At 72.3% G+C, this 13705-nt stretch carries 13 protein-coding genes and 3 pseudogenes; 12 read left to right on the top strand and 4 right to left on the bottom strand.

Annotated elements, in window-relative coordinates; genetic code table 11:
- On the bottom strand, window positions 1-381 hold a 381-nt coding region (locus ACJOT3_RS24290), incomplete at its 3' end, for a DUF3097 family protein (protein ID WP_406975410.1).
- 161 nt (window positions 382-542) lie between these two features.
- On the opposite strand from ACJOT3_RS24290, the gene hrcA reads away from it, so the two are divergent.
- From hrcA to ACJOT3_RS24275, 3 genes are read left to right on the top strand one after another with little or no spacing between them, the layout of a single operon-like run.
- Window positions 543-1556: a heat-inducible transcriptional repressor HrcA gene (hrcA, locus tag ACJOT3_RS24285; RefSeq protein ID WP_406975409.1), complete on the top strand. Its 1014-nt coding sequence runs from the start codon at window positions 543-545 to the stop codon at window positions 1554-1556.
- A gap of 4 nt (window positions 1557-1560) precedes the next feature.
- The gene (gene dnaJ / locus ACJOT3_RS24280) at window positions 1561-2703 is read left to right on the top strand and encodes a molecular chaperone DnaJ (RefSeq protein ID WP_406975408.1); all 1143 of its coding nucleotides are present in this window, start codon (window positions 1561-1563) and stop codon (window positions 2701-2703) included.
- On the top strand, window positions 2700-3440 hold the full coding sequence (locus ACJOT3_RS24275) for a 16S rRNA (uracil(1498)-N(3))-methyltransferase (protein WP_406975407.1): 741 nt from the start codon (window positions 2700-2702) through the stop codon (window positions 3438-3440). The genes dnaJ and ACJOT3_RS24275 overlap by 4 nt, the downstream gene beginning before the upstream one ends.
- A gap of 79 nt (window positions 3441-3519) precedes the next feature.
- Here ACJOT3_RS24275 and ACJOT3_RS24270 read toward each other — a convergent pair whose 3' ends face one another.
- The gene (locus ACJOT3_RS24270; RefSeq protein ID WP_406975406.1) at window positions 3520-4257 is read right to left on the bottom strand and encodes a hypothetical protein; all 738 of its coding nucleotides are present in this window, start codon (window positions 4255-4257) and stop codon (window positions 3520-3522) included.
- Window positions 4254-4784, bottom strand: a complete 531-nt coding sequence (locus ACJOT3_RS24265) for a SigE family RNA polymerase sigma factor (RefSeq protein WP_220565283.1) — start codon at window positions 4782-4784, stop codon at window positions 4254-4256. Before ACJOT3_RS24265 ends, ACJOT3_RS24270 begins: the two co-directional genes overlap by 4 nt.
- A gap of 281 nt (window positions 4785-5065) precedes the next feature.
- On the opposite strand from ACJOT3_RS24265, the gene ACJOT3_RS24260 reads away from it, so the two are divergent.
- From ACJOT3_RS24260 to era, 8 genes and pseudogenes are all read left to right on the top strand, one after another.
- On the top strand, window positions 5066-5419 hold the full coding sequence (locus ACJOT3_RS24260; RefSeq protein ID WP_406975405.1) for a histidine triad nucleotide-binding protein: 354 nt from the start codon (window positions 5066-5068) through the stop codon (window positions 5417-5419).
- A 207-nt stretch (window positions 5420-5626) separates the two neighbouring features.
- Window positions 5627-6322 (top strand): annotated as a pseudogene (locus ACJOT3_RS24255) (PhoH family protein); the annotation flags it as partial.
- Window positions 6311-7123, top strand: a pseudogene (locus tag ACJOT3_RS24250) (LAGLIDADG family homing endonuclease); the annotation flags it as partial. The pseudogenes ACJOT3_RS24255 and ACJOT3_RS24250, both read left to right, overlap by 12 nt.
- Before the next feature lie 279 nt (window positions 7124-7402).
- Window positions 7403-7822, top strand: a pseudogene (locus ACJOT3_RS24245) (PhoH family protein); the annotation flags it as partial.
- Between the two features lie 118 nt (window positions 7823-7940).
- Window positions 7941-8429, top strand: a complete 489-nt coding sequence (gene ybeY, locus ACJOT3_RS24240) for an rRNA maturation RNase YbeY (protein ID WP_406975404.1) — start codon at window positions 7941-7943, stop codon at window positions 8427-8429.
- Window positions 8429-9805 (top strand): hemolysin family protein, encoded by a 1377-nt coding sequence (locus ACJOT3_RS24235; RefSeq protein ID WP_406975403.1) that lies wholly within the window; start codon window positions 8429-8431, stop codon window positions 9803-9805. The genes ybeY and ACJOT3_RS24235 overlap by 1 nt, the downstream gene beginning before the upstream one ends.
- Window positions 9802-10143: a cytidine deaminase-like protein gene (locus ACJOT3_RS24230; RefSeq protein ID WP_406975402.1), complete on the top strand. Its 342-nt coding sequence runs from the start codon at window positions 9802-9804 to the stop codon at window positions 10141-10143. The genes ACJOT3_RS24235 and ACJOT3_RS24230 overlap by 4 nt, the downstream gene beginning before the upstream one ends.
- A gap of 10 nt (window positions 10144-10153) precedes the next feature.
- On the top strand, window positions 10154-11122 hold the full coding sequence (era, locus tag ACJOT3_RS24225) for a GTPase Era (RefSeq protein ID WP_406975401.1): 969 nt from the start codon (window positions 10154-10156) through the stop codon (window positions 11120-11122).
- Window positions 11123-11372: 250 nt separating this feature from the next.
- Here era and ACJOT3_RS24220 read toward each other — a convergent pair whose 3' ends face one another.
- Complete coding sequence (locus tag ACJOT3_RS24220) at window positions 11373-12107, bottom strand: IclR family transcriptional regulator (protein WP_406975411.1); 735 nt, start codon at window positions 12105-12107, stop codon at window positions 11373-11375.
- A 285-nt stretch (window positions 12108-12392) separates the two neighbouring features.
- On the opposite strand from ACJOT3_RS24220, the gene ACJOT3_RS24215 reads away from it, so the two are divergent.
- Window positions 12393-13667 carry a DUF6986 family protein gene (locus ACJOT3_RS24215; RefSeq protein ID WP_406975400.1) on the top strand — a complete coding sequence of 425 codons (1275 nt, stop codon included), beginning with the start codon at window positions 12393-12395 and terminating at the stop codon, window positions 13665-13667.
- Window positions 13668-13705 lie beyond the last annotated feature (38 nt).

The following is a 13705-nucleotide window of genomic DNA, read 5'->3' as shown; positions in this document are numbered from 1 at the left end:
GACGAGCTCGGCGTCGTGGGCGCCCTCGACGTAGATCCGGCCCTTCCGGGCCGTGCGCGCCTTCAGCCCCCGCACCGCGACCGAACCCGAGGCGCTGCGCAGCGGGCCGCGCGGCGCGGCGGCCGGCCGCACCAGGGTCACCGGCTCGCCGTCCACCAGGAAGGCCGCCGGCTCCAGTCCGAACACCCGGCGCCGCCCGTGCCGGTCCTCCAGGGTCACGGTCGCCTTGTCCCAGCCGACCACCGCGCCGCAGAACGCCTCCCCGGCGTCCTCCACCACGAGGTCACGGCTGAGCGGGACCTCGGGTACCTCCTTCTTGGGGCGGTTGCGCGCCTGGGCCAGCACATCACGGCCGTACCGGCCGGTTCCCTTGGTAGCCACGGTGGTGCAGTCTACAGACGACGCATCCGCCCGCCGGGGACCCCGGGAGGGCGCCGCCCCGCGCCGACCCGCCCGGTGCCGACCCGCCCGGGGAGCGGCCGGGGTTTGCGCCCGGGCATAGAATTAGCACTGAGGTCCATGGAGTGCCAGGAGGTGGCGAGTTGCTGGATGAGCGCAAGCTCGCGGTCCTGCGTGCCGTCGTCGAGGACTTCGTCAACACCAACGAACCCGTCGGGTCCCGGGCACTGGCCGAGCGCCACCGCCTCGGGGTGTCCCCGGCCACCATCCGCAACGACATGGTCGCGCTGGAAGAGGACGGGTACATCACCCAGCCCCACACCAGCGCCGGGCGCGTGCCCACGGACAAGGGGTACCGGCTCTTCGTCGACCGCCTGTCCTCGGTCAAGCCCCTCTCGGCCGCCGAGCGGCGCGCCATCGAGTCGTTCCTCAGCGGCGCCGTCGACCTCGACGAGATCGTCGCCCGCACGGTCCGGCTGCTCGCACAGCTCACCCGCCAGGTGGCGATCGTCCAGTACCCGTCGCTGACCCGCTCCTCGGTCCAGCACGTCGAACTGGTCCCCCTCGCCGGCCAGCGGCTCATGCTGGTGGTCATCACCGACACCGGCCGGGTCGAACAGCGCGTCATCGACGGCCTGGGCGAGATCGACGCCGACGCGGTCGCCGACCTGCGCGGCATGCTCATCCGGGCCACCGCCGGGCGCCCCCTCGCGGAGGTCCCCGGCGCGGTCGAGGACCTGCCCCAGCAGGTCCCCGAGGAGAACCGCGCCATGGCGGCCTCGGTCCTGTCCGTGCTGCTGGAGAGCCTGGTCGAGCGCCACGAGGAGAAGATCGTCCTCGCCGGCACGGCCAACCTCGCGGCCGTCGACTTCGCCGCCAGCCTGAGGGACGTCCTGGAGGCGCTGGAAGAGAACATGGTCCTCATCCGTTTGCTGGGTGAGGCGAAGGACCCGTCGATGCTCACGGTGCGCATCGGCGCGGAGAACTTCCACGAGGGGCTGCGGTCCACCTCGGTCGTGTCGGCCGACTACGGTGTGGGAAACCAGTCGCTCGCCAAGATCGGTGTCGTGGGACCCACCCGGATGGACTACCCCGGGACGATGGGGGCGGTACGCGCCGTTGCTCGGTATGTCGGACAGATTTTGGCAGGACAGTAACTCAGTGGCCAGAGACTATTACCAGGTCCTCGGTGTGCGTCGTGACGCTTCCAAGGACGAGATCAAGAAGGCGTACCGCAGGCTCGCGCGCGAGCTGCACCCGGACATCAATCCGGACCCCGCCACCCAGGAGCGCTTCAAGGAGGTGACCCAGGCCTACGAGGTCCTCTCCGACGAGAACAAGCGCCGGATGTTCGACATGGGCCAGGACCCCTTCGCCCCGGGCGGCGGCGGTGCGGGCGGCTTCGGCGGCGGCGCCGCCGGGTTCCCGTTCGACGACATCATGAACGCCTTCTTCGGCGGCGGCCAGGCGGGCGGGCGCGGCCCGCGCGACCGGGTCCGGCGCGGGCGCAGCATCAAGATCCGCGTCGAGCTGGACCTGGCCGAGACCGCGTTCGGCGTCACCAAGGACATCACCTTCCCCACCGCCATCCTGTGCGCCACCTGCCAGGGTGAGGGGACGGCCGCGGGCACCCACCGCACCACCTGTGAGATGTGCCACGGGCAGGGCGAGGTCTCCCAGGTCACCCGCTCCTTCCTCGGGCAGGTCATGACCTCCCGCCCCTGCCCCCAGTGCGGCGGCCAGGGCTCGGTCATCCCCGACCCCTGCCCCGACTGCGCGGGCGAGGGCCGGGTGCGCGAGAAGGTCACCCGCAGCGTCAAGATCCCCGCGGGCGTCGACGACGGCACCCGCATCCAGCTCGCCGGCGAGGGCGAGGTCGGCCCCAACGGCGGCCCGCGCGGCGACATCATCCTGGAGATCGTCCAGCGCCCGCACCCCACGTTCGAGCGGCGCGGCGACGACCTGCACTGCACGGTCACCGTCCCCATGACGGCGGCCGCGCTGGGCGCCTCCTTCGCGTTCGAGACCCTCGACGGCACCGAGAACATCGACCTGCGCCCGGGCACCAACTCCGGCCACGTCATCACCCTGCCGAACAAGGGCGTCACCCACCTCGACGGCGGCGGCCGGGGCGACCTGCGCATCCGCGTCGACGTGGAGACCCCGGGCAAGCTCGACGAGGAGCAGGAGGCGCTGCTGCGCAAGCTCGCCGAACTGCGCGGGGAGGACCGCGCCCCGGGCCGGTTCAGCCCCGGCCACGGCGGACTGTTCGCCAAGCTCCGCGACGCCTTCGGCGCCAAGTGACGCCGCCGGTCTTCCTCGCCGACACCGCCGACCTGGCGGCCGACACCGTCACCCTCACCGGTCCGGAGGGGCACCACGCCGCCGCGGTGCGCCGCATCCGGGCCGGTGAGGCCGTCGACCTGTCCGACGGGCGGGGGCTGCGGCTGCGCTGCACGGTCGTCGACACCGGCAGGGATCACATCGTCTGCCGGGTGGTGGAGCGGACGCGGGAGCCCGCCCCGCGCCCGCGGCTGACCGTGGTGCAGGCCCTGGCCAAGGGCGACCGCGGCGAGACCGCCGTGGAGATGATGACCGAGGCCGGGGTCGACGCGATCGTCCCCTGGGCGGCCGAGCGCAGCATCACCCGCTGGAAGGGCGACCGGACGGCCAAGTCCCTGGCCAAGTGGCGGGCCACCGCCCGGGAGGCCGCCAAGCAGGCCCGCCGGGCCCGGCTGCCGGAGGTGGCCGAACCCGCCGACCGGACCGCCGTCGCCGAGCTGCTGGCCGCCGCCGACCTGGGGGTGGTCCTGCACGAGGACGCCTCCGTGCGGCTGTCGGAGGTGAAGGTCCCGGCCGACGGCGACGGGGCGGGCGTGGTCCTGGTGGTGGGGCCCGAGGGCGGGTTCTCCGACGCGGAGCTGGACGCCTTCGACGCGGCGGGCGCCGTGCGCGCCCTGCTGGGGCCCAGCGTGCTGCGCACCTCCACGGCGGGGGTGGCGGCGCTGGCGGTGCTCCAGGCCCGCACCGGGCGCTGGTAGCCGCACCGGGCAAGAAGGAACAAAGAAGAGGGGCGCCCGACCGGGCGCCCCTCTTCTCGTCGTCGTGATGTCCCGCGGGCTACTCCGCGCTGGTGGAACCGCCCGTGGAGCTCTGCTGGTCGGTGCCGTCGCCACCGGTCGAACCGCCGCCGGTACCGGAGTCGCCACCGCCGGTGTCACCGCCGCCACCGCCACCGGTACCGCTGCCGGGGTCCTCGGTACCGCCGCCGCCACCGCCGGTGCCGCCGCCCGGCTCCTCGGTGCCCCCACCGGGGGTGGGGTCCTCGGAGGGCTTGCAGTCCTCGTTCTTCTTGGTGTCGTCCTTCTTGTCACCGGAAGAAGAGGCGGACGAGGAACCCGACGGGCAGGTCGAGGTCGCGGTGGGACCGTCGCCGCCCTCCTCCTCGGCGGGCTCGCTCGGCTCGGTCGAAGGCTCGGCCGAGGGCTCGGGCGCGGAGGTCTGCGGCTCCGGCTCGGGCGCCTCCTCCTCCAGAGTTGGCGCGGCCACGCCGCCGTCCTCCTGGGCGGGCGGGGTGCCCTGCCGGTCGGCGCCCGCGGGCACCATCTCCAGCACCTGCTCGCGCACCTGCGGGGTGGACATGGCCACCGACGCGGCGATGAGCACCGCACCGGCCACGGCCAGCGCCGGGCGCAGCCACGGCAGACCGAACCAGGCGACGCCGCGGTGGGCGGCGGTCCGCTCGCGGATGAGGTTCAGGGCCTCGGGCGAGTGCGCGACGGTGTCGGCCTCGGCCTGGAGCACCTGCCGGAGTCTGGCCTCGAAGTCGTCGTTCGCGGGATCTGTGGGGCTGCTCATGTCGTCTGCTCCAGAACCGAGCGGAGCGCCGAGATGCCACGGGATGTGTGGCTCTTCACCGCACCCCGGCTGATCCCCATGGCGTCCGCGATCTGCGCCTCGGACAGGTCGCCGTAGTACCGGAGCACGATGGCCTCTCGCTGACGGGTGGGAAGTTTGCGCAAGGCACGGATCACGGCCTCGCGTTCCAACAGGTTCAACGCGCCGTGTTCGGCGCTGGGTGCGTCGGGCAGGGCCTTGGGGGCGTGCTTCTCCACGACCGCTCGGTGACGCAGCACGGACCGGGCCTTGTTCACCACCGCCTGGCGGAGGTAGGACAGGGCCTTGTTGGGGTCGCGCAGTCGCCGCCACGCGCCGTGCATGGCCACGAAGGAGTCCTGCACGACCTCTTCGGCCGTTGCGTGGTCCCGGACCAGGAGAGCGGCGAGACGGACGAGCGGACGGTAGTGCTCGCGGTAGAGCTCCGTCACGGCATGGTCCGCGTCCCACTCCACGGCGAGCGGCGCCGTGGTGGCTCCGGCCACCATGGTTTCTGTCGTCACATCAGTTCGACGCACACCCTTGTCGCGGGGTTTACGAAAGGGCATACCTCTTCTTTTCCAGGTAGGAGCGCGATTCCATCCGAACACGCCCGGACTCGGCCGAGGGTGGAGGGCGTTCGATCCGCCGACGCGCACGGGAGCAAAGCTTATCGCGCTTCCGGGGGCGCCGAAGGTGAACCATGCCTTTCGGGGCGGATGGGACGAGTGCGGACGCCGGGCCCGGCCTGCGGCATCATGGTGCCGACCCGATGCGACGGAGGTTGCCGATGACCACACAGGCCGACTGCCTGTTCTGCAAGATCGTGCGGGGGGAGGTGCCCGCCGAGATCGTCCGCGAGGGGGAGCGGACCATCGCGTTCCGCGACATCAACCCCCAGGCGCCCACCCACGTCCTGGTCATCCCGCGCGAGCACTACGCCGACGCCGGGGCCGCGGCCGAGGCCGACACCGGGCTGCTGGACGCGGTGGTCCGCGAGGCCCGCGCGGTCGCCGAGGAGGAGGGGGTCGCCGAGAGCGGCTACCGGCTGGTGTTCAACACCGGCAGCGGCGCGGGGCAGACCGTCTTCCACCTCCATGGCCACCTCCTGGGCGGGCGCGGCCTCAACTGGCCCCCCGGATGAGCCGGAAATAACCCATCGAGCGGGTGCGGGGTGCCTTGCTAGAATCGTGGCCGTGGGCCTGGAGAGGCTGAAGGGGTTGTTCGACCCCCGGCCCGGGGCCCCACCGGCGCCGCGGCGAAAGCGGCCCGGACCGTCACATGAGGCGCCCCACCCGCCGACGGGACGCCCGACCCCGAAGGGCAGGGACAGCGGCCGCAAGGCCACACCATGGCCGAGACAACGCACACTCCGCGACGGGACGCCCAGGTCAGGGTCGTGGTGCCCGACGAGCACACGATGATCAGCCTGCTCGGCTCGGGGGACGAACTCCTCCGGGCCCTGGAGCGGTCCTTCGACAGCGACATCCACGTCCGCGGCAACGAGTTCACCATCAGCGGCTCCCCGGAGGAGACCGCCGTCGTCGTCCGCCTGATCGAAGAGCTCATCGAGCTGGCCAAGAGCGGCACCCACGTCACCCCGGACACCATCGGGCGCATGGTCCACATGCTGCGCTCACCGGGGGCCGAGCGCCCGGCGGACGTCCTCACCACCAACATCCTGTCCAACCGCGGCAAGACCATCCGGCCCAAGACGGTCAACCAGAAGCGCTACGTCGACACCATCGACCGGCACACCGTCGTCTTCGGCATCGGCCCGGCGGGTACCGGCAAGACGTACCTGGCCATGGCCAAGGCGGTCAAGGCGCTCCAGGACAAAGAGGTCAACCGGATCATCCTCACCCGCCCCGCGGTCGAGGCCGGCGAACGCCTGGGCTTCCTGCCCGGCACCCTCTACGACAAGATCGACCCCTACCTGCGGCCGCTCTACGACGCCCTCCACGACATGCTCGACCCGGACTCCATCCCCAAGCTGATGGCCGCCGGCACCATCGAGGTCGCCCCCCTGGCGTACATGCGCGGCAGGGCGCAGCCCGTGGACACGCCCGTGCTCACCCCGGACGGCTACCGGCCGATCGGTGAGCTGGAGGTCGGCGACCTTGTCGTCGGCTCCGACGGCAGGCCCACCCCGGTGCTGGGGGTGTACCCGCAGGGGGAGAAGGCGATCTACCGCTTCTCCGCCCAGGACGGGTCCGCCACCCTGTGCTCGGAGGACCACCTGTGGACCGTGCGCACCAGGGACGACGCCCGCCGGGGCAGACCGCCCCGGGTGCTCACCGCCAAGGAGATCGCCGAGAGCGGCCTGCGCAGCTCCCACTACCGCAAGTACGAGCTGCCGCTGCTCAGCCGGCCGGTGGAGTTCCCCGAGCGTGAGGTCCCCATGGACGCCTACGCCCTGGGGCTGCTGCTCGGCGACGGCTGCCTGACCGGCACGACCACGCCGAGTTTCGCCACCCGCGACCCCGAGCTGGCCGAGGCCCTGGACGCGGCGCTGCCCGGTATCCGGGTGCGCCACAAGTCCGGGGTGGACTACATCCTCAACCGGGAGAGCGCTCCGGGCGACGTGATCACTATCGCCAACCCGGTGACGGCGATCATGCGCGAGCTGGGGCTGTGCGGGTCCGACTCGGGGACCAAGTTCGTCCCTGACGACTACCTGTACAACACCGCCGAGGTCCGGCTCGCGCTGCTCCAGGGCCTGCTGGACTCCGACGGCGGGCCGGTCGTGCAGAAGGGCCGCACCTGCCGGGTCCAGTACACCACCGCCTCGCCGCGTCTGGCCGACGCGGTGCGGTTCCTGGTGCGCTCGCTCGGCGGCGTCGTGTACAGCCGGGTCCGTCCCGCCGAGGGCCGGACACCCGGCCTGGCCCGCGGCCGGGAGGTCTTCCACCGGCACGACGCGCACATCCTGGACCTGCGGCTGCCCGAGGGCATCGCCCCGTTCCGGCTGGCGCGCAAGCGGGAGCGGTACGACACCACCGGCGGCGGCCGCCCCATGCGGTTCGTCGACGCCATCGAACCGGCGGGCACCGCCGAGTGCGTCTGCATCCAGGTGGCGGCCGAGGACTCCCTCTACGTCACCGACGACTTCCTGCTCACGCACAACACGCTCAACGACTCCTTCATCATCCTGGACGAGGCGCAGAACACCTCGCCCGAGCAGATGAAGATGTTCCTGACGCGGTTGGGGTTCGGGTCCAAGATCGTGGTGACCGGTGACGTCACGCAGGTGGACCTGCCCAACGGGCAGGCCAGCGGGCTGCGGACCATCGAGTCGATCCTGCGTGATATCGACGACATCGCGTTCTGCAAGCTGAGCAGCGAGGACGTGGTGCGGCACAAGCTGGTCGGGCAGATCGTCGACGCCTACGGGCGCTACGACGCCGACCGGCAGAACGGTGCCGGGGGCGGGCCGGGGGATCGGCGCGGCGGCCGGGGGCGGGGCCTGTCGCCCCGCCGGGAGTCGGCCGACACCCCGGGCGAGGACGCGAGCGGCAGCGGTCACCCGCGACAGCGGGCAGACTAAGGGGTATGGCAGTGGAGCCGGTGGGCGCGCCGTGTGCGGGCCCACCGCTTCCGCTGCCCGAGGGGTGCCCGCCCGGCGGCGCCCGACCGCAACCGATCGAGTGAGGCATCCGCAACAGATGAGTATCGACGTCGCCAACGAGTCCGGCGTCACCAGTGTGGACGAGGAGCGGCTCTCCCGGCTGGCCCGGTTCGTCCTGGACGCCATGCGGGTGCACCCGCTGGCCGAGCTGTCCGTGGTCCTGGTCGACGAGGGCCCGATGACGGACCTGCACGTGCGGTGGATGGACGAGCCCGGACCCACGGACGTGCTGTCGTTCCCCATGGACGAGCTGCGCCCCGGCGGCCCCGGCCGCACCAGCGAGCCCGGCGTCCTGGGTGATGTGATCATCTGCCCGCAGGTGGCCGAGCGCCAGGCCGAGAAGGCCGGGCACAGCACCGAGGCGGAGATCGACCTGCTGTGCACGCACGGCATCCTGCACCTGCTCGGCTACGACCACGCCGAGCCGGACGAGCACAAGGAGATGTTCGGCCTCCAGGGTGAGATCCTCGCCGCCTGGCGCGAGGGTGAGGACCTGCGGGTCGCCGAAGGGGACGAGAGCGCCTGATGAGACCGTCGGTGTGGCCCGATGTCGCCGCCCTGACCACCGGCGACCCGGTCGAGTGGATCACCTCGTTCGCCATCGCCCTGGTGCTCACCGCCGTGGCCGGGTTCCTGGTGGCCGCCGAGGTCGCCGTCACCCGGGTGGCGGCCGTGGGCCTGCCCGAGGGTTCGGGCCGGGGTTGGGAGAAGGTGGGCGCCGACCCCACCCGCCACCTGAACGTGCTGCTGTTCCTGCGCGTGGTGTGCGAGGTGTGCGCGGTCATCGCCGCCGCGGTCGGCATGGTGTTCCTGCTGGGCCTGGGCTGGCCCGCGCTGATCGCGACGGCCGTCGCGATGGTCGTGGTGGAGTCGGTGCTCATCGCCGTCACCCCCAGGATCCTGGGCCGCCAGTTCTCCGGGCAGCTGGCCCGCGCCTCCGCGGCGATCGTGTACCCGGTCCAGGTCGTGGTGGGCCCGCTGGCGCAGCTGCTGGTGGGCGCCGGGCGGGCGCTGACCCCGCGCGGCAAGGGCGACCGGGAGGGGCCGTTCAGCACCGAGGTGGAGCTGCGCCAGCTGGTGGACCTGGCCGAGCAGGGGGAGGTCATCGACCCCGAGGAGCGCCAGATGATCCACTCGGTGTTCAAACTCGACGACACGTCGGTGCGCGAGGTCATGGTGCCCCGCCCCGACATCGTGTTCACCGCCCGGGAGGCCGACGCCGACGCGGTGCTCACCCTGGCCCTGGGCAGCGGGTACTCGCGCATCCCCGTCACCGGGGAGGACGAGGACGACGTCGTCGGCATCGTCTACCTCAAGGACCTGGTGGATCAGCTCCGCGACCGCTGGGCGGCCGCCGCGGGCAACCCGGACGCCGAGGTGCCGCTGACCGCGGGCGACGTCATGCGCCCGGCCACCTACGTGCCCGACACCAAGCCCATCGACGAGCTGCTGCGCGAGATGCAGAAGCAGCGCAACCACGTCGCGGTGGCCATCGACGAGTACGGTGGCACCGCCGGTCTGGTCACCCTGGAGGACATCGTGGAGGAGATCGTCGGTGAGATCACCGACGAGTACGACCACGAGATCCCCCCGGTGCAGTGGCTGGACGAGGACCGGGTGCGGGTGACGGCGCGGCTGCCGCTGGGCGAGCTGGCCGAGCTGTTCCCGGAGCAGGACCTGGACGTCGACGACGTCGAGACGGTGGGCGGCCTGGTGGCGTTCGTGCTGGGCCGGGTCCCGGCGGGCGGGGCCCAGGCGCAATACGCTGGGCTGCGGCTCACCCTGGAGGGCAAGAGCAGCCGCCGCAACCGCATGACGACCGTCCTGGTCGAACGCCTTCCGGAGGAACAGGGTGAAGGCGACCGGGGCGGGAACAAGAACACAAGGAGCACGGAACAGTGAGCGACACGACCCTGGGCGCCGAGGACACCAAGCTCGTCACCCTCGCGCGCGCCTCGCGGGCCCGCAACGCCGCCGCCGAGGGCGCCGCGGTGCGCGACGAGACCGGCCGCACCTACGTGGCGACCACGGTGTCGCTGCCCTCGCTGAAGCTCAGCGCACTCCAGGCGGCGGTGGCCGCGGCGGTCTCCGGTGAGGCGACCGAACTGGAGGCCGCGGTGGTGGTCACCGCGGTGTCGGAGCTCGACGGGGCCGATCGCGCCGTGCTGGACGACCTCAAGACCAGGACGGTGGTGATCGCCGCCCCCGACGGGGTGCCGGCGAGCATCCACCGCCGCTGAAGAAGGACACATGAACGACCTCGACCTGGAGAAGCTGCGGGTGCCGTTGACGATGCCCTCCTACCCGGAGGGTTTCCGCAGCGGGTTCGCATGCTTCGTCGGCCGCCCGAACGTGGGCAAGTCCACGCTGATGAACGCCCTGGTCGGCCAGAAGGTGGCGATCACCAGCAACCGGCCGCAGACGACGCGGCGGACGGTGCGCGGGATCGTGCACCGGCCCGACGCGCAGCTGATCATCGTGGACACGCCCGGACTGCACAAGCCGCGCACCCTGCTGGGGGAGCGGTTGGACTCGCTGGTGCGGTCCACGCTGGTCGAGGTGGACGTGATCGCGTTCTGCCTGCCCGCGAACGAGCCGATCGGGCGCGGTGACACCTACATCGCCAAGGAGCTGGCCGAGCAGACGAACACCCCGGTGGTCGCGCTGGTCACCAAGACCGACCTGGCCGACAAGGCGCAGGTGGGCGAGCAGCTGATGGCGGTGAACGAGCTGGGGGACTGGGCGGACATCGTCCCGGTGTCGGCGCAGGCCTCCTACCAGCTGGACACCGTCACCGACGTCCTGTGCTCGCACCTGCCGGAGGGGCCGCCGCTGTACCCGGACGGCGACCTCACCGACGAGCCGGACGAGATGCTGGTGGCGGAGCTGATCCGCGAGGCCGCCCTGGAGGGGGTGCGCGACGAGCTGCCGCACTCGATCGCGGTGGTGGTCGACGAGATGGGGGAGCGGGAGAACACCAGGCCCGGCAAGGAGCTGGTGGACATCTACGCGTCGATGTACGTGGAGCGCCCCAGCCAGAAGGCGATCGTGATCGGCAGCAAGGGCTCGCGCCTGCGCGACGTGGGCTCGCGGGCCCGCAAGCAGATCGAGGGCCTGCTGGGGCAGCGGGTGTTCCTGGACCTGCGGGTGCGGGTGGCCAAGGACTGGCAGCGCGACCCCAAGCAGCTGCGCAAGCTGGGCTTCGACCAGCCGACGTAGCGGGATGGACGGTGACGGGCCCCGGAGCGATGTGCTCCGGGGCCCGTTCGTCGTCTGCGAGGCGCCGGCGGGGTTCTGGAGGCTCCGGAGGAGACGTCCGGGGAACGAGGACTTCGACGTAGGAGCCGAAGGTTCCCGCCCTCAAAGGGCGCCGAGCACGGCAAAGGGAAAGGCTGTCGGCCGTAGGCCGCCCGTTGAGGGCGGTGGTGGGCGACGGGCGGGCGGAGCGGAGGGCCGAAGCAAGCGAGGCTCAGTTCTGGTTGTTGAGGTCCCCGGCCAGGGTGGCCGCGCACTGCTGGACGATGGGGGCGGCGCGGTTGACGAAGTCCCAGCTGACCCGGGCCTCGGGCCCGGAGATGGACACGGCCATCCCGGAGGGGGCGCCGGTGACGGGGACGGCGACGCAGCGCACGCCGATCTCCTGTTCGCCGTCGTCGATGGCGTAGCCGTTGTGGCGGATGGTGTGGAGTTCGGCGACGAACCGCTCGGGGTCGGTGATGGTGCGGTTGGTGGCCGCTGGCATGCCGGTGCGCCGGACGGTGGCCAGCGCCTCGTCGTCGCTGAGCTGGGAGAGCAGTGCCTTGCCGACCCCGGAGGAGTGCGGCAGGACCCGGCGGCCCACCTCGGTGAACATGCGCATGGCGTGCGGGGAGGGCACCTGGGCGACGTAGATGGCCTTGTCGCCGTCGAGCATGGCGAGGTTGGCGGTCTCGCCGAGTTCCTCCACGAGCTGGGCCAGGTGGGGGCGGGCCCAGGTGCCGAGCATCTTGGCGGCCTTGTCGCCCAGGCCGATGAGGCGGGGGCCCAGGGCGTAGCGGCGGGAGGGGAGCTGGCGCACGTACCCGTTGCCGACCAGGGTGCGGATGATCCGGTGGATGGTGGGCAGGGGGAGCCCGGAGGCGTCGGCGAGCTGGCTGAGGGAGGCCTCCCCGCCGGCGTCGGCCATGATCTCCAGCAGCGCGAAGGCGCGGTCGAGGGACTGCACGCCTCCGGTGCGCCGGACCGTGTCGTCGGGGCGGGCCAGGTCCGCGCCGGATGTCTGTGAGGCTGCCAAGGATCGTGCTCCCATGCTGAGGGCCGCTGCGGTCACCCTCCTTATTTTGCAATACGAAAGAGGTTTTTCGCTCTTGCTTTCCGAGGGAACTCCCGGGACCCGTGTTCCAGGCCACTCCGAGACCTTGTTCTTCCGGATCGCAGAAGTTAGTATCCGCATATAGGAATTTGTGCGTGTCTTGCTCAGACGCGCCGACGACGGAGGAGGACATCGGACGTGGCCAAGGACAGCCCCCGGGACCTTGCGGATCTGGTCACCGGACTCGACTCCCGGCTCGCCGGCGCCGACGCCCGCCTGGGCCGGGAGTACCCCGGCGCGCGCGGCGACCGGCAGCCGGTGCACAGCGTGTACGTGCCCGCCGACCGCGTCGGCCCGGGCCTGGCCGCCGACTGGGGCGCGCAGGCGCTGGCCGCGCTCGACGAGTACGCCCCCGAGCCCGCCGACCTGGCCCGCGTCACCGGCCTGGACGAGCGGGCCGTCGCCGACGCCCTGCCCCGCGTGCGCGCCAAGCTCGCCACCGAGCCCGTCGAGGACCTGCGCGCCGACTTCGAGGACGGCTACGGCGCCCCCGGCGACGAGGCCGAGGACGCCCACACCCGCGCCGTCGCCGAGGCGTTCGCCGCCGACCTGGCCAAGGGGGTGGCCACCCCCTACTTCGGCATCCGGATGAAGGGCATGGAGGCCGCCGGACGCCACCGCGGCGTGCGCACCCTCGACCTCTTCCTGCACACCCTGCTCCAGGCGCACGGCTCCCTGCCCGAGGGCCTGGTGCTCACCCTGCCCAAGATCACCTCCGTCGAGCAGGTGGAGGCGATGGCCTGGCTGGCCGGGCGCCTGGAGCGGCGGTACGGCCTGGACGAGGGGCGGCTCACCTTCGAGCTCCAGATCGAGACCCCCCAGTCGATCCTGCTCGCCGACGGCACCATCGCCATCCCCCGGATGATCGCCGCCGGCCAGGGGCGCGTGACCGCCCTGCACTACGGCACCTACGACTACAGCGCCGCCTGCGGCATCACCGCCGCCCACCAGAGCCTGGCCCACCCGGTGGCCGACCACGCCAAGTCCGTCATGCAGGTGGCCGCCGCCGGAACCGGCGTGTGGCTCTCCGACGGCGGCAGCAACATCCTGCCGGTCGGTACCCCCGAGGAGGTGCACGCCGCCTGGCGGCTGCACGCCGGGCTGGTCCGCCGCTCCCTGGAACGCGGCTTCTACCAGGGCTGGGACCTGCACCCCAACCAGCTGACCATCCGCCACCTGGCCGGTTTCGTGTTCTACCGTGAAGCGTTCGCCCCGGCCGCGGCCCGGCTGCGCGCCTACCTGGGCTCGGTGGAGGGCGGCAACGTCGCCGACGAGCCCGCCACCGCCCAGGCGCTCGCCTCGGTGCTCGCCCAGGGGCTGCGCTGCGGTGCCCTGGACGGCGACGAGGTCGCCGCGGCGACCGGCACCGACGCCGACACCCTGCTGGCCCTGGCCACCCGCCGGGTGGGCTGACCCGGTCCGGCGCCCCGGCACGGAACGGGCGCCGGACC

This window comes from Nocardiopsis protaetiae (assembly GCF_045446735.1).
In the GTDB taxonomy this organism is placed as follows: domain Bacteria; phylum Actinomycetota; class Actinomycetes; order Streptosporangiales; family Streptosporangiaceae; genus Nocardiopsis; species Nocardiopsis protaetiae.
Note: the sequence above shows the minus strand (reverse complement) of the source record. Positions and strands in the feature narration are given on the sequence as shown.